We start from the raw sequence: 15,954 nt of genomic DNA, 5'->3' as shown, positions 1-15,954 counted from the left end.
CGACTCCAACGGCGAGGGGCCGGTTCCCTCGCCTGCGCTTTGAGCGCAAGCGGATTGAGCAAACATGTTAATTTGCCGCCCTCAATCGAGCCGTTATAGGGACATTACGTGAAGCAAAAGCACGGACTGGCGCTCTGCGTCGCGCTGCTGATTTCAGGCTGTGAAAAACAGGAAATTGCAGGGCCCGCCAGCAAAGCGCTGTCACCTGAGAAAGTTGCAGAAATTGCTTCGACCATCAGTCGCAAATACCCGGACCTGTCCCCGCAAAACCGCGATGCCGTGCTCAACACGGTCGTCCGCTCGATGGACAACATGGTGTTGATTGAAGGGGGAGAATTCCAGATGGGCGATTTCGGTTGGCCCCATGACTTCGATCCCCATGCCTTGTGCAAATGGCCCTGCGGCGTAGCCCCGGCAAAAATGGACCGGATCAGTCTCGACGTCGATGACGACTTCGTTCACCCCGTCAAATTGAGCAGCTATTACCTGTCCTCGCTGCAAACCACCTTGGGCGATTTTGATCTGTTCTTCCTGGCGCAAGGCAAGCCGCCATTCGACGCTGAACTTCGTAAACGCGAAGACATGAAGCACCTCTACCTTGAAAACCTGCCCGCCCCGGCTTCACGAGACTGGCAAGAGGCCAAGGATTACTGTGGCTGGCTGGCAGAGCTCAGCGGCTATCCCGTCGATCTTCCGACCGAGGCCCAATGGGAATATGCGGCGCGCAACCGCGGCCAGCCGGTCATGTTCGCGACCGACAACGGCAATCTGGACTACGGCCGCAACTTTCCGGCGCCCGACGACAACAAAACCTTCGCCGTGAACAGGTTTGCACCCAATCCGCTTGGCCTCTACAACCTCACCGGCAACGCCAGTGAATGGGTCAACGATTGGTACGATAAACACTACTATCGCGAGTCTCCCGTGGAGAACCCGCAAGGGCCCGAAACGGGCATTTATCGGGCACAACGGGGCGCCAACAACGAGTTTGCCAACGACCCGACCTTTTCCCCTTCGGCCAGCACCGTCCGCCGTTGGCGTTGGGGGGCACTGGCGGCCTGGAATGCCCCGGGTGTCAGCTTTCGCTGCGCCATCCAGTCAGCGCAGCCGCTTTAAAGGCCGAGCAGCGACAGCATGATGAAGGTCGCAAACAGCACGAAGTGGGTCATGCCCTCGATGGCATTGGTTTCACCGTCGTTGAGGTTGATCGCACTGACGATCAGGGTGATGAACACCATCACCGTCTGCACCGGCGTCATGGCCATCTGGAACGGCTGGCCGGTGTACAGGGCCATGGCTTCCATCACCGGCACCGTGAGGATCACTGTCGACAGGGAAGCCCCCAACGCCACGTTGACCACCGACTGCATGCGGTTGGCCAAGGCCGCGCGCAGCGCAGTGAGAATCTCCGGCGCCGCAGAAATCGCCGCCACCAGGATCGCCGTGATCACCGGCGGTGCGCCCGTGCCTTCCAGCCCCAGGTCCAGAGTCTTGGACATCACCTCGGCCAGGGCGCCGATCACCACCACACCAAACACCAGGATGCCGATGCTCCAGCTCAGGTTGATGGCATCAGGCTGCTCCTGGGCCTCTTTATTGCGACGCTTTTCCGGGTAGCTGTAGCTGAAGAAATAACTGTGCGGCCCGACCTGCATCCGCAGGAACAAGGTGTAGAGCACCACCATGGCGCCAATGGTGAAGGCCGAATAGACCTTCCAGTCGGCTTCTGGAATGAACTCCGGCACCACCATCGACACGCCCATGGCGGTGAGGATCATCACGCTGTAGGTACGCGCCGAGTCGTCGTTATAGGGCTGCTCGCCATGCTTGATGCCGCCCATCAGCGCCGCCAGGCCGAGGATGCCGTTGATGTCCAGCATCACCGCCGAATAGATGGTGTCACGCACCAGGGTCGGCGAGGCTTCGTTGCTCATCATGATGGCCAGGATCACCACCTCCACCAGCACCGCGGCCAGGGTCAGGATCATGGTGCCGTAGGGGTCACCGACCTTTTCCGCCAGCAGTTCGGCGTGGTGGGCAACGCGCATCGAGGCGATGACGATGAAGCCGATCAGCACCAGCCCGGCCATCAACGCGATGCCTTGGCCGCTGCTCAGCAGCAGGTGCTCCAGGGGATAGGCGGCCACGGCGGCCAACAGCGCAAGCAGTAGAAACTTTTCTTGCTTGAGGGAAGTGAGCATTGCAGTCCTTTGACGGAAATAAAAACGAGTACAGGAGATGAGTGAAAGACTGCTTCGAGTCACTAACGTTTCGTTACATGTTAGTGCACCAGGCTCAGGCGCCGCGCACCGGGATGGCTCTTGAAAAGCGCTTCGCCGGCAAGCCGGCTCCTACATTCCATTCCCGCAGGCGCCGGCTTGCCAGCGAAAAGCGCGCCCCAAAGCCCCCGTAGAAACCGCCTCGCCCGACGCCCCCATCTTTGTTGTCCTGTTGGTCAGCTATTTGCATTGCCCTCCAGCGCTTGCCGCCCCAGCCCCCCACCACAACAAGATGGAGCTCCAATTCATGCATACACGCCCGTTGCACAAGCTGCTCTGCACCCTGGCCGCCGCTGTCGGCCTGAGTGCCAGTCTCGCCGCCAGCGCTGCCGATCCGCTGAAGGTCGGCTTCGTCTACATCGGCCCCATCGGCGACCACGGCTGGACCTATCAGCATGAACAGGGACGCAAGGCGCTGGCGGAAAAGTTCGGTGACCGGATCAAGACCAACTACGTGGAAAACGTCGCCGAGGGCGCCGACGCCGAGCGGGTGATCCGCAACATGGCCAAGGACAATTACGACCTGATCTTCACCACCTCGTTCGGCTACATGAACCCCACCCTGAAAGTCGCCAAGCAATTTCCCAAGGTGACCTTCGAACACGCCACCGGCTACAAGCAGGACAAGAACCTCGGCACCTACCTGGCGCGCACTTACGAGGGCCGTTATGTCGGTGGTTTCCTCGCGGCGAAGATGACCAGGACCAAGAAGATCGGCTACGTCGCCTCCTTCCCGATCCCGGAAGTGATCCGTGACATCAACGCCATCCAGCTGGCCTTGAACAAATACAATCCGGGCACCGAGATCAAGGTGGTGTGGGTCAACTCCTGGTTCGACCCGGGCAAGGAAGCCGACGCCGCCAACGCTCTGATCGACCAAGGCGCCGACGTAATCTTCCAGCACACCGACAGCCCGGCGCCGATCCAGGCCGCAGAGCGCCGTGGCGTCTATGCCGTGGGCTACGCCTCGGACATGGCCCACTTCGGCCCCAAGGCAGTGCTGACCTCCATCGTCAACAACTGGGCCCCGCACTACATCCAGGCCACCCAAGGGGTGCTGGACCACAGCTGGCAATCCCAGGACTACTGGGGCGGTCTGAAAGAGGGTACGGTTGAGCTGCCCCTCAGCGACCTGCTGCCGGCCCCGGTGAAAGCCGAGGCCGAGCAGATCATCGCCAGCATCAAGAGTGGCGAGTTCCACCCGTTCACCGGCCCGATCAAGGACCAGGCCGGGGTAGAAAAAATCGCCGCGGGGGTCAGCGCCAGCAATGCCGAACTGGCCTCGATGAACTATTACGTCGAAGGCCTGAAGGCGGACATCCCCAAATAAGCTGGTCGTCGCTGGCGGAGCACCCGCCAGCGACGACGGACCGCCAACAGGATGGGAGCATTTTCATGAATCAACTGCCGATCATCGATATCAGCCCGCTGTATCAGGATGAGCTGCAAGGCTGGGACAGCGTCGCCAAGCAGATCGACCGCGCCTGTCGCGAATGGGGATTCTTCTACATCAAGGGTCACCCGATCAGTGCACAGCGCATCGAGCAATTGCTGGTCACGGCCAAGCACTTCTTCGCCCTGCCCAGCGCTGAAAAACTCAAGATCGACATCACCCAGAGCCGTCACCATCGCGGCTACGGCGCCATCGCCACCGAGCAACTGGACCCGGGCAAGCCCAGCGACCTCAAGGAAACCTTCGACATGGGCCTGCATCTGCCCGCCGACCATCCCGAGGTACTGGCGGACAAGCCCCTGCGCGGCCCCAACCGCCACCCGGACCTGCCCGGTTGGAAAGACCTGATGGAGCAGCACTATCAGGACATGCAGGCCCTGGCCCAGACCCTGCTGCGGGCCATGACCCTGGCCCTGGGCATCGAGCGGGACTTCTTCGACTGCCGCTTCAATGACCCGGTCAGCGTACTGCGGATGATCCACTATCCGCCGCGCCACACCGCCAGCAGCACTGAGCAGCAAGGCGCCGGGGCCCACACCGACTATGGCTGCATCACCCTGCTCTACCAGGACGCCGCCGGCGGCTTGCAGGTGCGCAACGTTCAGGGGCAATGGATCGACGCGCCGCCCATCGATGGCACCTTCGTGGTCAACCTGGGCGACATGATGGCCCGCTGGAGCAACGACCGTTACCTGTCGACCCCGCACCGGGTCATCAGCCCGCTGGGGGTGGATCGCTACTCGATGCCGTTCTTCGCCGAACCGCACCCGGACACCCGCATCGAATGCCTGCCCGGCTGCCAGGACGCAGAGCATCCAGCCAAGTATCCGCTGACCACCTGCGCCGAATTCCTGCTCTCGCGTTTTGCCGATACCTACGCCTATCGCCGGGAGCTGGAGCAGGCCTGATCGCCCACTCGGTCAGGTTTTGCCGAACATTTGCGCCGCCGGCTGTAGAATGGCGGCTTTTTCGGGCCCGGTGAAAAACCGGCGAGAACCGCGAACCGCCAGCAACGTCCCCGCAGAGGGTCATGGCTGTGGCACAGTTTCCTTCTCGCAGCGCCCACCTGCACCTGATGAGAAAACACCATGTATGACTGGCTGAACGCCTTGCCCAAGGCCGAATTGCACCTGCACCTGGAGGGCTCCCTGGAGCCGGAACTGCTGTTCGCCCTGGCCGAACGCAACAAGATCGCCCTGCCCTGGAGCGACGTCGAAACCCTGCGCAAGGCCTACGCCTTCAACAACCTGCAAGAGTTCCTCGACCTGTATTACCAGGGCGCGGACGTGCTGCGCACCTCCCAGGACTTCTACGACCTGACCTGGGCCTACCTGCTGCGCTGCAAAGAACAGAATGTGATCCACACCGAACCCTTCTTCGATCCGCAGACCCACACCGACCGTGGCGTGCCGTTCGAAGTGGTGCTCAACGGCATCGCCGCCGCGCTGAAGGACGGCGAACAGCAACTGGGCATCACCAGTGGCCTGATCCTCAGTTTCCTGCGCCACTTGAGCGAAGAAGAAGCACAGAAAACCCTCGACCAGGCGCTGCCGTTCCGCGACGCCTTTGTCGCCGTGGGCCTGGACAGTTCGGAAATGGGTCATCCGCCGAGCAAGTTCCAGCGGGTCTTCGACCGCGCGCGCAGCGAAGGCTTCCTCACCGTCGCCCACGCTGGCGAGGAAGGTCCGCCCGAGTACATCTGGGAAGCCTTGGACCTGCTGAAGATCCAGCGTATCGACCACGGCGTGCGGGCCTTCGAAGACGAACGACTGATGCAGCGCATCATCGACGAACAGATCCCGCTGACCGTGTGCCCGCTGTCCAACACCAAGCTCTGCGTGTTCGACCACATGTCCCAGCACAACATCCTGCAAATGCTCGAGCGCGGGGTGAAGGTCACGGTCAACTCCGATGACCCGGCCTACTTCGGCGGCTACGTCACCGAGAACTTCCACGCCTTGTACACCGACCTGGGGATGACCCAGGACCAGGCCCGACGCCTGGCGCAGAACAGCCTGGATGCGCGACTGGTCAAGCCGTAACGCCCAGCGCCGGCAAACCTGCTCCTACACCAGCCTGTAGGAGCCGGCTTGCCGGCGAACAGCTCCACCGCCGTTCGCTATCAGCTCCCCGTTTCGCTCAACTCCTCCAAAGTCTTGCCCCGGGTCTCCATCCCGAACCGCCACACCACCCCTGCCGCGATCACAAAGCACAACGCGCCCAAGGCAAACACCCCGCCCTGCCCGGTGACGGGAAACACCAGCCCGGTCACCAAAGGCCCCAGCAGCGAACCGATCCGGCCAACGGCCGAAGCAAAGCCCGAGCCCGTGGCTCGGGCGGACGTCGGGTACAGCTCAGGCGTGTAGGTGTAGAGCACCGCCCACATGCCGAACAGGAAGAACTGCATCAGCAGGCCGGTGCCGATCAACAGGCTGACGTTGCCGCCAAACACCGCGCTCTGACCGTAAAAGAAGGCCATGATCCCGCCGCCGAGCAAGGTGACGATGCACACTGGTTTGCGCCCCCAGCGCTCCACCAGCCAGGCGGCCATGAGGAACCCGGGAATCCCGCCCAGGGAAATCAGCACCGTGTAGTACACCGACTGGGTCACGGCAAAACCGGACTGTTGCAGCAAGGCGCTGAGCCAGGAAGTCAGCCCGTAGAACCCCAGCAATGCGAAGAACCACAGGCTCCAGATCATCATCGTGCGTTGCCGGTACAGGGGCGACCAGATCTGTTTCAGCGCGGAAAAGAAGTGCCCCGGCGCGCCCTCGACTCGCGGCAGGCGCACTGGCTCCGGCAACGAGCCGCCACCCAGGGAAGCTCGCACCTTGTCCTCGATGCCCAGCAGCACCCGATCGGCCTCGGCATGACGTCCAGCCTGCTCCAGCCAGCGCGGCGACTCGGGAATGAAGAAGCGGATCACCAGCACGAACACCGCCGGAATCGCCAGCACCAGGAAGATGTCGCGCCAGCCGATCAGTGGTAGGAGGAAGTACGACAGCACGCCGGCAGCCACAAAACCCAGGGGCCAGAAGCCGTCCATCAAGGCGATGTAGCGGCCGCGTCGTTGCGCCGGAATCATCTCCGAAAGCATCGATTGGGCGATGGGAAACTCCATGCCCATGCCGATTCCCAACAGCACCCGGAACAGGGTCAGGCTGTCCACGCTCTGGGCGGTCGAGCACAGGTAACTGGCCACTCCCCAGAGCACGATGCTCCACTGGAACACCGGCTTGCGCCCGAAGCGGTCGGCGAGCATGCCCGACAGCGAGGCGCCCAGCACCATGCCGAAAAAGCTCGAACTGGCCAGCAGGCCCGCCTGGGCCGAACTCAGGCCGAACTCGGTTTTGATCGAGCCGAGGAGGAAGGTCATCATCGCCAGGTCCATGGAGTCGAAGAAAAACGCCAGGGCAATGATGATGAAGATCACCCGGTGATAGCCGCTGATAGGTAGCCGTTCCAGGCGCTCTGCGGCGCTGTATCCCTGTATGCCCATGCCCCGTCCCCCGGTTGAATGCTTGACCGTTGGAGTGTGCGCGATCGAGGCCGGAACTGATTGCCGAGGGCGACCTGTTCGCGTCCGTCAGCGACGCGGGGGGTTCGCCGGCAAGCCGGCTCCTACGGGCGCCGGGCGCTGATCTCGGCGCAGCGGCTCTGGAGCAGATCCCGCAACAGCTTCACCGGTTTGCTCAGGTGCGCGCGATGGGTGCACAGCAGGTTCAGCGACGCGCCTTCGCAGCGCAGTTCCGGCAGCAGTATCTGCAGGCGCCCGGCCAGCACATCGCCCGCCACATCCAGCCAGGACTTGTAGGCAATCCCTTCACCGGCCACCGCCCAGCGCCGCACCACATCGGCATCGTCACTCAGGCGGTCGCCGCTGACGGTCAGGCTCACCTCGCGCTTGCCGTCATAAAAACTCCAAAGGTCATGGGCTCGGCTGTCGAGCATGTACAGCAGGCAGTTGTGCTGGGCCAATTGCTCCAGCTGGCGCGGCTCGCCGTGACGGGCCAGGTAGCTGGGGGCCGCACACAGGACCCGGAGATTGTCCGGGGCTATCGGCAGCGCCACCAGGCTGGAGTCCTCCGGCTCACCGTAGCGCAGGGCAATGTCCACCGGCTGGCGGAACAGATCGGCAACCCGGTCCCCCAGCAGCAGGCGCACGCTGAGTTTGGGATGCTCGCGCTGGAACTCGTCGAGCCAGGGCAACAGCAGGTTGCGCCCAAAGTCCGAAGGCGCGGACAGCTGCAACACACCGCTGACCTGATCCTGTCCACTGGCCAGCAGGCGCCGCCCTTCATCCAGGTTGCTCAAGGCGGCGCGAGCGTATTCAAGAAAGCCCTCACCCTCGGCCGTCAGACGCAGGCTGCGGGTGGAACGGGCCAGCAGACGCGCCCCCAAGTGTTCCTCGATGCGCTTGAGGGCGGCGCTGGCCACCGCCGGCGACAGGTCCATGACCCGGGCCGCCGCCGACAGGCTGCCCAGGTCCGCGGCACGCACGAACAACTGCAGGTCATCGAATCGCAGCATGAATTGGCCCCTGGATTATCAAAAAAATATTGAAAGAGACTGCTCTTTTAGCCGGTTTTATCTTCAGGAGAAATAGCCAATTATCTGCCCATCACCTGACTGCCCAAAGGTAAACCCCATGTCCCAAGCCTTTACCGCCATCGCGACCCTGATCGCCAAGCCTGACCAGCACAGCGTCCTCAAGCACCAACTCAGTGCCCTGGTACACCCCAGCCGTGCCGAAGCCGGCTGCCAGTACTACCAATTGCATCAGGACGCCGAACAGCCGGGCACCTTCTACGTTCTGGAACGCTGGGACGATGAAGCCGCCCTGGAGTTTCACAACAACACCCCGCACTTCCAGCACTTCCTCGCCCAGACCCGCGAGGCGATCGAGCACTTCGAACTCAAGCGCCTGCAACTGATCGTCTGACCTTCTCTCTGCACTCAACAGGAATTCACCATGAAAGCCATCGCCTACTACGCATCCCTACCAATCGACGACCCCAAGTCCCTGCAAGACATCGAGCTGCCAGAGCCGCTCGCCGGCCCTCGCGACCTGCTGGTGGAGGTCAAGGCCATCTCGGTCAACCCGGTGGACACCAAGGTCCGCCAGAACGTCCAGCCCGAAGGCGGCGCGGCCAAGGTGCTGGGCTGGGACGTGGCCGGAGTGGTCAAGGCCGTGGGCAACGAGGTCAGCCTGTTCAAGGTTGGCGACCGGGTGTTCTACGCCGGCTCCATCGCCCGGGCCGGGGGCAACAGCGAACTGCACACCGTGGATGAACGCATCGTCGGCCATATGCCCAAGAGCCTGGGCTTTGCCGAAGCCGCAGCCCTGCCGCTGACCGCGATCACGGCCTGGGAGCTGCTGTTCGAACGTCTGCAAATCAGCCAGGACCGCAGCGACCAGGGCCAGAGCCTGCTGATTGTCGGCGCCGCCGGCGGGGTCGGTTCGATCCTCACCCAACTGGCCCGACAACTGACCGGCCTCAAGGTGATCGGCAGCGCCTCCCGGGAGCAGACCCAAGCCTGGGTCCGCGAACTGGGTGCACATGGCGTGGTGGATCACCGCCAGCCCTTGAGCACCGAGCTCAAGCGCATCGGCATCGATCAAGTGACCCACGTCGCCAGCCTGACCCAGACCGACGCCCACCTCGATGAGCTGGTGGAAGCCCTGGCGCCCCAGGGCAGACTGGCCTTGATCGACGACCCGAAAAGCCTCGACGTGACCAAGCTCAAGCGCAAGAGCCTGTCGTTGCACTGGGAGTTCATGTACACCCGTTCGCTGTTCGAGACCGCCGACATGCAGCAACAGCACGTTCTGCTCAACAAGGTCGCCGAGCTGATCGACGCCGGTACCCTGAAGACCACGGTGGGCGAGCATTTCGGCCAGATCAATGCGGCCAACCTGCGCCGCGCCCACGCCTTGCTGGAGAGCGGCACGGCCAAGGGCAAGATCGTCCTGGAAGGTTTCTAAGGGCTGAACGCACGGCGGCTATCGCGCAGAAAAGCTCGATGGCCGCCGTCAGTCCGAGAGTTGATTTCGGTCATATTTGTGACCGTATTCGGGTCTACACTGGCAGCCCTTGCATCGCACTCTTTTACCGTTAGGAGGTCAGCAATGAAGATCCTGATAAAAGAATTGGCAAACCCTCAAGGCTCTCAATGGCAAGTCCGTCTCGACCAGCACGCGGTGACTTTCCGCAGCGAAGCCGAGGCCCGGGCTTTCACCCAGACCCTGCAAGCCCGCTTGCAAGCCCCTCACCAGATTCCCCAGAGTCAGCGCGCCGTCGGCTGACTCAGAGCTCGGCGGCTTTCAATGCCCGGGCATTCTGCAAACGCCGGGTCATGACCGCCATGCTCACCGCCAGAACACCGCACAGGCAGATGACCATGGCCATCGGCATGGCACTGCCATCGTGCAACACACCCACCAGATAGGCAGCACCCGCTGCGACGCTGAACTGCAGGCAACCGAGCATCGCCGAAGCGCTGCCGGCCCGCGCGCCCTGGCCGTTCATGGCACAGGCCGCCGCGTTCGGAATGATGCAGCCTAGGCTGGCGATGCACACGAACAAGGGCAGCAACAGCGGCCAGAGCTCACTCGTATGCAGGGCGCTGACTGCCAGCAAGGCCAACCCGGCCGCCAGGTAGATCCACACAGTCCGGGCCAGCAGGAAGGCCGGACCACGCTTGGCCAACAACCGCGCATTGATCTGCGCCACCAGGATGAAACCGCCGGCATTGATCCCGAAGAACCAGCCGAAGTGCTCCGCAGGCACGCCGTAGAGCTTGATAAAGACAAAGGGCGAGCCGGCGATATAGGAAAACATCCCGGCGATGGCGATGCCGCCGGTCAGGGCATGGCCGAGAAAGACCCGGTCCGCCAGCAACAGGCCGTACTGGCGCAACGCTCCGGACAACGGCAGGCGCGGGCGAGTGGCCGGCATGCTTTCCGGCAGACCCAGAGCAACTGCCAATCCCGACAGGGCGCTGAACACCGTGAGCATGATAAAAATCGATTGCCAACCGTAGAGGTTGACCAGCAGGCCGCCGAGCATTGGCGCCAGGATCGGCGCCAGGCCCATCACCAGCATCAACTGGGAGAACACCTTGGCCGAGCCCACTGCATCGCACTTGTCGCTGACCACCGCGCGGGAAATCACCATGCCGGCGCAACCGCCCAGGGCCTGGACGAAGCGTGCGCCAATCAGCCACTCCAGGTTGGGTGCATAGGCGCAGGCCAGTGAGGCCAGGGTGAACAGCCCCACTCCAACCAGCAACGGCAGGCGCCGACCAAAACGGTCGGCCACAGGTCCATAGGCCAGCTGGCCAATGGACAGCCCAAGGAAATAGGCGGCCAGGGTCAGTTGGACGTGTTTTTCATCGGTACCGAAAGCCAGGGCCATCGAGGGAAAGGCCGGCAGATAAAAGTCGATGGCCAAAGGGCCGAAGGCGCTCAAGGCGCCGAGAATCAGGATTGTGCGGAGGTTCATGGCATCCAAGCGAGCGTTGGTCAGCGGTCGCACAGTCTAGCTGCGCTTGGACGCCTTGAACATTCCGATAGGTCGCTAACTATTAAAAAGACTCAAGCAACCTGGACGGCGTAGCCTTCTTCGCTGATCAGATTGATCACCTCTTCGCTGGACAGGCGACTCTCGACCCCCACTTCCTTGGCCGCCAGGTCCACCCGCACGGTGGCCGCCGGGTCCTTGCTCTGTAGCGCCTGAGTGATGGCCCGCACGCAGTGGCCGCAGGACATGCCTTGAACATTGAATACTTGCATCGCGCTTCTCCTGTATTGGGATGCATGCAGTCTTGTCCTTGCCACCGTGGCAAGGTCAAGTTCCGGATTGAACTGCCGGGCTGGAAATCGGCGCCGCGCTCCGCCAAGCTGCACGTCTTACGACATCACAGCAGGAGATTCAGCCATGCGCTGGTCAACTTTCAGCCTCGTCGGCCTCCTTGGTCTGTTGGCGGCAACGCCACCGGTACTGGCCGCCGGAGAAGACTACGGCGTACTGATCATTTCCCGGGAGCGGCTGGAAGTCGCCACCTCCTGCGAGATCGGCCTGTACATCCAGGACCAGCTCGCCGGCCGGCTGTTCCAGGAGCAGAGCGCCTCCTTCAACCTGCCGCCGGGCAAAGTGTCCCTGCGCCTGAAACTGTTGCCGGGCCAGGCGCCGGGCTGCAACCCTGGTCTGCTCGCCCCGGGTTCCCAGGACATCAGCGTGCGGGCCGGCGATGTGCTGAAGTTCCGTATCGCCACCAACGCCTCGGGCATGTACCTCAAGCCCACCGCCCTGGATTACTGACGCACCGTCCTCCACACGCCTTGCGCCCTACAGCGCAAGGCGTGCTTTTGCTCCCCCCTGGGACAAAATGAAGCACCCTGGCAATGCCCGCTTGACCTTGCCTGCATGGCAAGGTTGATCCTGTAGGCAACATTTACAGGGAGTGTCAGCCATGCCTGAATCAACCACCTTCGACCTGCCGATTGCCGGCATGACCTGCGCCAGTTGCGCCGGTCGTGTGGAGCGAGCCTTGGGCAAGGTCGCCGGTATACGTACGGTAAGCGTCAACCTGGCCACGGAGCAGGCCCGGATCGAAGCCCCCGGTGACAGTCTGCCGGCCCTGCTGGAAGCGGTGGAAAATGCCGGTTACAGCGTGCCGGTGCAGTCCATTGAATTGACCATCGGCGGCATGACCTGCGCCACCTGTGCCGGTCGCGTAGAACGCGCCTTGAACAAGGTTCAAGGCGTCCGCAGCGCCAGCGTCAACCTGGCCACGGAACGGGCTCACCTCGAGCTGCTGGGCCAGGTCGATCCGGCGCTCCTCATCAATGCCGTGACCCAGGCCGGCTACTCCGCCAGCCTGTGGCAGGCCGAACACAAGCACGGTAATGATCAGCAGCAGAACCTGCGCCGCGAACGCTGGAGCCTGGTCCTGGCGATCCTCCTGGCCCTGCCCCTGGTGCTGCCGATGCTGGTGCAACCCTTTGGCCTGCACTGGATGCTCCCGGCCTGGGCCCAGTTCGCCCTGGCCACCCCGGTGCAGTTCATCTTCGGTGCGCGTTTCTACGTGGCGGCCTGGAAAGCCGTGCGCGCCGGCAGCGGCAACATGGACCTGCTGGTGGCCCTGGGCACCAGCGCCGGCTATGGCCTGAGCCTGTATGAATGGGCCACGGCCGCCGCCGGCAGCATGCCGCACCTGTACTTCGAAGCCTCGGCCGTGGTGATCGCCCTGGTGCTGCTGGGCAAATACCTGGAGAGCCGGGCCAAGCGCCAGACCGCCAGCGCCATCCGCGCCCTGGAAGCCCTGCGCCCGGAGCGGGCGATCCAGGTGATCGACGGCCGCGAGCAGGATGTGGCCATCAGCGCCCTGCGCCTGAACGACCTGGTGCTGGTCAAGCCTGGTGAGCGCTTTCCGGTGGACGGTGAAGTCATCGAAGGCCAGAGCCATGCCGACGAGGCACTGATCAGCGGTGAAAGCCTGCCGGTGCCCAAGCAGCCCGGGGATAAAGTCACCGGCGGCGCCATCAACGGCGAAGGCCGCCTGTTGGTGCGCACCCTGGCCCTGGGTGCGGAAACCGTGCTGGCGCGGATCATTCGCCTGGTGGAAGACGCCCAGGCCGGCAAGGCACCGATCCAGAAGCTGGTGGACAAGGTCAGCCAGGTATTCGTGCCCACCGTACTGGTGCTGGCGCTGATCACCCTGGTGGGCTGGTGGCTGTACGGCGCGCCCCTGGAAACTGCAGTGATCAACGCCGTGGCCGTGCTGGTGATCGCCTGCCCTTGCGCCCTGGGCCTGGCCACCCCCACTGCGATCATGGCCGGCACCGGCGTGGCCGCCCGCCACGGCATTCTGATCAAGGACGCCGAAGCCCTGGAGCGGGCCCACGAAGTCAGCTCGGTGGTCTTCGACAAGACCGGCACCCTGACTTCCGGCACGCCGCGCATCGCCCACATGCAGGCCCTGGAAGGCGACGAAAACGCGGTACTGCAACTGGCCGGCGCTCTGCAGCGCGGTAGCGAGCATCCCCTGGCCAAGGCGGTGCTGGACCTGTGCCAGGAACGCCAACTGCCCGTGGCCGATGTCAGCGCCAGCCAGTCCCTGACCGGGCGCGGCATCGCCGGCACCCTGGACGGCCGCCAACTGGCCCTGGGCAACCGTCGCCTGCTGGAGGAATGCGGCCTGAACCCGGGCAGCCTGGCCCAGGCGGCCAAGGATTGGGAACACGAGGGCCGGACCCTGTCCTGGCTGATCGAGCAGAGCCCGCAATCCCGGGTACTGGGCCTGTTCGCCTTCGGCGACACCCTCAAGCCCGGCGCCTTGCAAGCGGTACAGCAACTGCGCGCGCGGCATATCAGCAGCCATCTGCTGACCGGCGACAACCGTGGCAGCGCCAAGGTCGTGGCCGATGCCCTGGGCATCGACGATGTGCATGCCGAAGTACTGCCGGCGGACAAGGCCGCCACGGTGACGGCACTGAAAAAGACCGGCGTGGTGGCCATGGTCGGCGACGGCATCAACGACGCCCCGGCCCTGGCGGCGGCCGACATCGGCATTGCCATGGGCGGCGGCACCGACGTGGCCATGCACGCGGCGGGCATCACCCTGATGCGCGGCGATCCACGGTTGATTCCGGCGGCCCTGGAAATCAGCCGCAAGACCTATGCGAAGATCCGCCAGAACCTGTTCTGGGCCTTCGTCTACAACCTGATCGGCATTCCCCTGGCTGCGTTCGGCCTGCTCAACCCGGTGCTGGCCGGCGCGGCCATGGCCCTGTCCAGCGTCAGCGTGGTAAGCAATGCACTACTGTTGAAAACCTGGAAACCCAAAGACCTGGAGAACGCCGAATGAACATCGGCCAAGCAGCCCGAAAGAGCGGCCTGAGCGCCAAGATGATCCGTTACTACGAGTCCATCGGCCTGCTCAAGCCGGCCCATCGCAGTGACAGCGGCTATCGTCTGTACGGCGACGACGACCTGCACAGCCTGGCGTTCATCAAGCGCTCCAGGGACCTGGGCTTTTCCCTGGAAGAAGTGGGCAAGCTGTTGACCCTGTGGCAGGACCGGCAACGAGCCAGCGCCGATGTGAAGGCCCTGGCGCGCCAGCACATCGATGAGCTCAACCAGAAGATCCGCGAACTGGCCGGACTGCGCGACACCCTGCAGGACCTGGTGGAGCACTGCCACGGCGACCACCGCCCGGACTGCCCGATCCTCAAGGAACTGGCGTCCGGCAGTTGCTGCGAAGGCTGAAATCGCGGGCATGAAAAATCCGGCCTCGGCCGGATTTTTTTATTCCATCACTGCATCCAGGGCGGAGGCGGTGGTTCTTCGGACTTGCCTGGCGGTGCATCGTCCGCCGCCCGCACTGCCTGACGACGCTCCTCGTCGAGACGTGCCGCTTCGATCTCGCGGATCACGCTGCCAACATCCGCCAGTTCTTCGGGGTCGTCGAACTCGCCGGTCAGCACACTGCCCGGATGCAAGATGCCGGCCTCGTACAAGGCCCACATTTCCTTGGCATAACGGGTGTGCTTGAGCTCCGGGGCAAAACGCCCGAAGTAGGACGCCATGTTGCCCACGTCCCGCTCCAGCATGCTGAACGCATGGTTGTTGCCAGCGGCATCCACCGCCTGGGGCAGGTCGATGATCACCGGACCGTCCGGCGTCAGCAGCACGTTGAACTCGGAAAGGTCACCGTGCACCAGACCGGTACACAACATCAGGACGATCTGGGAAATCAGGAAAGCGTGATATTCACGAGCCTGGTCCGGTTCCAGCACCACATCGTTGAGCCGTGGCGCCGCGTCGCCGTATTCGTCGGCCACCAACTCCATCAGCAGCACGCCTTCGAGGAAGTCGAACGGCTTGGGCACCCGCACCCCGGCATTGGCCAGACGGAACAAGGCCGCCACTTCGGCGTTCTGCCAGGCGTCCTCGGTTTCCTTGCGGCCAAACTTCGAGCCCTTGGCCATGGCCCGCGCCTGTCGGCTGTTGCGAACCTTGCGCCCTTCCTGATATTCCGCCGCCTGACGGAAACTGCGTTTGTTCGCCTCCTTGTAGACCTTGGCGCAACGTAGCTCGTTGCCGCAGCGCACCACATACACAGCTGCCTCTTTACCACTCATGAGTGGGCGCAGCACCTCGTCTACCAGACCGTCTTCGATCAGGGGTTCAATGCGTTTTGGAGTCTTCATCAGCT

Annotated in this window: 16 protein-coding genes; 10 read left to right on the top strand and 6 right to left on the bottom strand. The window is 63.3% G+C overall.

Features of this window, described 5'->3' with window-relative positions; translation table 11 throughout:
• Nucleotides 1-108 precede the first annotated feature (108 nt).
• Nucleotides 109-1,116, top strand: coding sequence for a formylglycine-generating enzyme family protein (locus tag ACSSVC_RS07425; RefSeq protein ID WP_404938176.1), 1,008 nt, complete (start codon nt 109-111; stop codon nt 1,114-1,116).
• Here the strand turns inward: ACSSVC_RS07425 and ACSSVC_RS07420 are convergent.
• A complete protein-coding gene (locus ACSSVC_RS07420) occupies nt 1,113-2,201 on the bottom strand; it encodes a calcium:cation antiporter (RefSeq protein ID WP_404938175.1) in 1,089 nt (362 codons plus the stop codon). The two genes, ACSSVC_RS07425 and ACSSVC_RS07420, sit on opposite strands and share 4 nt — an antisense overlap.
• A 325-nt stretch (nt 2,202-2,526) precedes the next feature.
• Between ACSSVC_RS07420 and ACSSVC_RS07415 the strand changes: the two genes are divergently transcribed.
• The 3 genes from ACSSVC_RS07415 to ACSSVC_RS07405 all read left to right on the top strand — a co-directional run bounded on the left by ACSSVC_RS07415 (nt 2,527) and on the right by ACSSVC_RS07405 (nt 5,774).
• Nucleotides 2,527-3,609, top strand: a complete 1,083-nt coding sequence (locus ACSSVC_RS07415; protein WP_346636269.1) for a BMP family ABC transporter substrate-binding protein — start codon at nt 2,527-2,529, stop codon at nt 3,607-3,609.
• A gap of 65 nt (nt 3,610-3,674) precedes the next feature.
• Complete coding sequence (locus tag ACSSVC_RS07410) at nt 3,675-4,640, top strand: 2-oxoglutarate and iron-dependent oxygenase domain-containing protein (RefSeq protein WP_346636270.1); 966 nt, start codon at nt 3,675-3,677, stop codon at nt 4,638-4,640.
• Between the two features lie 180 nt (nt 4,641-4,820).
• Nucleotides 4,821-5,774, top strand: coding sequence for an adenosine deaminase (locus tag ACSSVC_RS07405; RefSeq protein ID WP_346636271.1), 954 nt, complete (start codon nt 4,821-4,823; stop codon nt 5,772-5,774).
• A gap of 80 nt (nt 5,775-5,854) precedes the next feature.
• Here the strand turns inward: ACSSVC_RS07405 and ACSSVC_RS07400 are convergent, their stop codons facing one another.
• Entirely contained in the window at nt 5,855-7,231 is a 1,377-nt protein-coding gene (locus ACSSVC_RS07400; RefSeq protein WP_346636272.1) for an MFS transporter, read from the bottom strand.
• A gap of 122 nt (nt 7,232-7,353) precedes the next feature.
• Complete coding sequence (vimR, locus tag ACSSVC_RS07395; RefSeq protein ID WP_492612121.1) at nt 7,354-8,262, bottom strand: transcription regulator VimR; 909 nt, start codon at nt 8,260-8,262, stop codon at nt 7,354-7,356.
• A gap of 118 nt (nt 8,263-8,380) precedes the next feature.
• Here vimR and ACSSVC_RS07390 point away from each other — a divergent pair, with 118 nt between their 5' ends.
• The 3 genes from ACSSVC_RS07390 to ACSSVC_RS07380 all read left to right on the top strand — a co-directional run bounded on the left by ACSSVC_RS07390 (nt 8,381) and on the right by ACSSVC_RS07380 (nt 10,039).
• Nucleotides 8,381-8,674, top strand: coding sequence for a putative quinol monooxygenase (locus tag ACSSVC_RS07390; protein ID WP_346636274.1), 294 nt, complete (start codon nt 8,381-8,383; stop codon nt 8,672-8,674).
• 30 nt (nt 8,675-8,704) lie between these two features.
• Complete coding sequence (locus tag ACSSVC_RS07385) at nt 8,705-9,718, top strand: zinc-binding alcohol dehydrogenase family protein (protein WP_492612120.1); 1,014 nt, start codon at nt 8,705-8,707, stop codon at nt 9,716-9,718.
• A 144-nt stretch (nt 9,719-9,862) separates the two neighbouring features.
• Nucleotides 9,863-10,039 carry a hypothetical protein gene (locus ACSSVC_RS07380; RefSeq protein WP_185073655.1) on the top strand — a complete coding sequence of 59 codons (177 nt, stop codon included), beginning with the start codon at nt 9,863-9,865 and terminating at the stop codon, nt 10,037-10,039.
• Nucleotide 10,040: 1 nt separating this feature from the next.
• On the opposite strand, the gene ACSSVC_RS07375 is transcribed toward ACSSVC_RS07380, so the two are convergent.
• Together ACSSVC_RS07375 and ACSSVC_RS07370 are read right to left on the bottom strand one after the other, a co-directional pair.
• Entirely contained in the window at nt 10,041-11,237 is a 1,197-nt protein-coding gene (locus tag ACSSVC_RS07375) for a multidrug effflux MFS transporter (protein WP_346636276.1), read from the bottom strand.
• A gap of 92 nt (nt 11,238-11,329) precedes the next feature.
• Complete coding sequence (locus tag ACSSVC_RS07370) at nt 11,330-11,527, bottom strand: heavy-metal-associated domain-containing protein (RefSeq protein ID WP_102863030.1); 198 nt, start codon at nt 11,525-11,527, stop codon at nt 11,330-11,332.
• 145 nt (nt 11,528-11,672) lie between these two features.
• On the opposite strand from ACSSVC_RS07370, the gene ACSSVC_RS07365 reads away from it, so the two are divergent.
• The 3 genes from ACSSVC_RS07365 to cueR all read left to right on the top strand — a co-directional run bounded on the left by ACSSVC_RS07365 (nt 11,673) and on the right by cueR (nt 15,005).
• Nucleotides 11,673-12,056, top strand: coding sequence for a hypothetical protein (locus tag ACSSVC_RS07365; protein WP_123725977.1), 384 nt, complete (start codon nt 11,673-11,675; stop codon nt 12,054-12,056).
• A 151-nt stretch (nt 12,057-12,207) separates the two neighbouring features.
• Nucleotides 12,208-14,604, top strand: a complete 2,397-nt coding sequence (locus tag ACSSVC_RS07360) for a heavy metal translocating P-type ATPase (protein WP_346636277.1) — start codon at nt 12,208-12,210, stop codon at nt 14,602-14,604.
• Nucleotides 14,601-15,005, top strand: coding sequence for a Cu(I)-responsive transcriptional regulator (gene cueR, locus ACSSVC_RS07355; RefSeq protein WP_346636278.1), 405 nt, complete (start codon nt 14,601-14,603; stop codon nt 15,003-15,005). Before ACSSVC_RS07360 ends, cueR begins: the two co-directional genes overlap by 4 nt.
• Nucleotides 15,006-15,052: 47 nt before the next feature.
• Here cueR and ACSSVC_RS07350 read toward each other — a convergent pair whose 3' ends face one another.
• On the bottom strand, nt 15,053-15,949 hold the full coding sequence (locus ACSSVC_RS07350; protein ID WP_346636279.1) for a PA4780 family RIO1-like protein kinase: 897 nt from the start codon (nt 15,947-15,949) through the stop codon (nt 15,053-15,055).
• Nucleotides 15,950-15,954 lie beyond the last annotated feature (5 nt).

This window comes from Pseudomonas sp. E1BtOHC1, assembly GCF_058744285.1.
Note: the sequence above shows the minus strand (reverse complement) of the source record. Positions and strands in the feature narration are given on the sequence as shown.

Coding starts and splice junctions, on each gene's coding strand:
- ACSSVC_RS07370 (WP_102863030.1), bottom strand. CDS start 11,527: ATGCAAGTATTCAATGTTCAAGGCATGTCCTGCGGCCACTGCGTGCGG.
- vimR (WP_492612121.1), bottom strand. CDS start 8,262: ATGCTGCGATTCGATGACCTGCAGTTGTTCGTGCGTGCCGCGGACCTG.
- ACSSVC_RS07420 (WP_404938175.1), bottom strand. CDS start 2,201: ATGCTCACTTCCCTCAAGCAAGAAAAGTTTCTACTGCTTGCGCTGTTG.
- ACSSVC_RS07405 (WP_346636271.1), top strand. CDS start 4,821: ATGTATGACTGGCTGAACGCCTTGCCCAAGGCCGAATTGCACCTGCAC.
- ACSSVC_RS07365 (WP_123725977.1), top strand. CDS start 11,673: ATGCGCTGGTCAACTTTCAGCCTCGTCGGCCTCCTTGGTCTGTTGGCG.
- ACSSVC_RS07385 (WP_492612120.1), top strand. CDS start 8,705: ATGAAAGCCATCGCCTACTACGCATCCCTACCAATCGACGACCCCAAG.
- ACSSVC_RS07400 (WP_346636272.1), bottom strand. CDS start 7,231: ATGGGCATACAGGGATACAGCGCCGCAGAGCGCCTGGAACGGCTACCT.
- ACSSVC_RS07410 (WP_346636270.1), top strand. CDS start 3,675: ATGAATCAACTGCCGATCATCGATATCAGCCCGCTGTATCAGGATGAG.
- ACSSVC_RS07415 (WP_346636269.1), top strand. CDS start 2,527: ATGCATACACGCCCGTTGCACAAGCTGCTCTGCACCCTGGCCGCCGCT.
- ACSSVC_RS07380 (WP_185073655.1), top strand. CDS start 9,863: ATGAAGATCCTGATAAAAGAATTGGCAAACCCTCAAGGCTCTCAATGG.
- ACSSVC_RS07390 (WP_346636274.1), top strand. CDS start 8,381: ATGTCCCAAGCCTTTACCGCCATCGCGACCCTGATCGCCAAGCCTGAC.
- ACSSVC_RS07375 (WP_346636276.1), bottom strand. CDS start 11,237: ATGAACCTCCGCACAATCCTGATTCTCGGCGCCTTGAGCGCCTTCGGC.
- ACSSVC_RS07360 (WP_346636277.1), top strand. CDS start 12,208: ATGCCTGAATCAACCACCTTCGACCTGCCGATTGCCGGCATGACCTGC.
- ACSSVC_RS07350 (WP_346636279.1), bottom strand. CDS start 15,949: ATGAAGACTCCAAAACGCATTGAACCCCTGATCGAAGACGGTCTGGTA.
- cueR (WP_346636278.1), top strand. CDS start 14,601: ATGAACATCGGCCAAGCAGCCCGAAAGAGCGGCCTGAGCGCCAAGATG.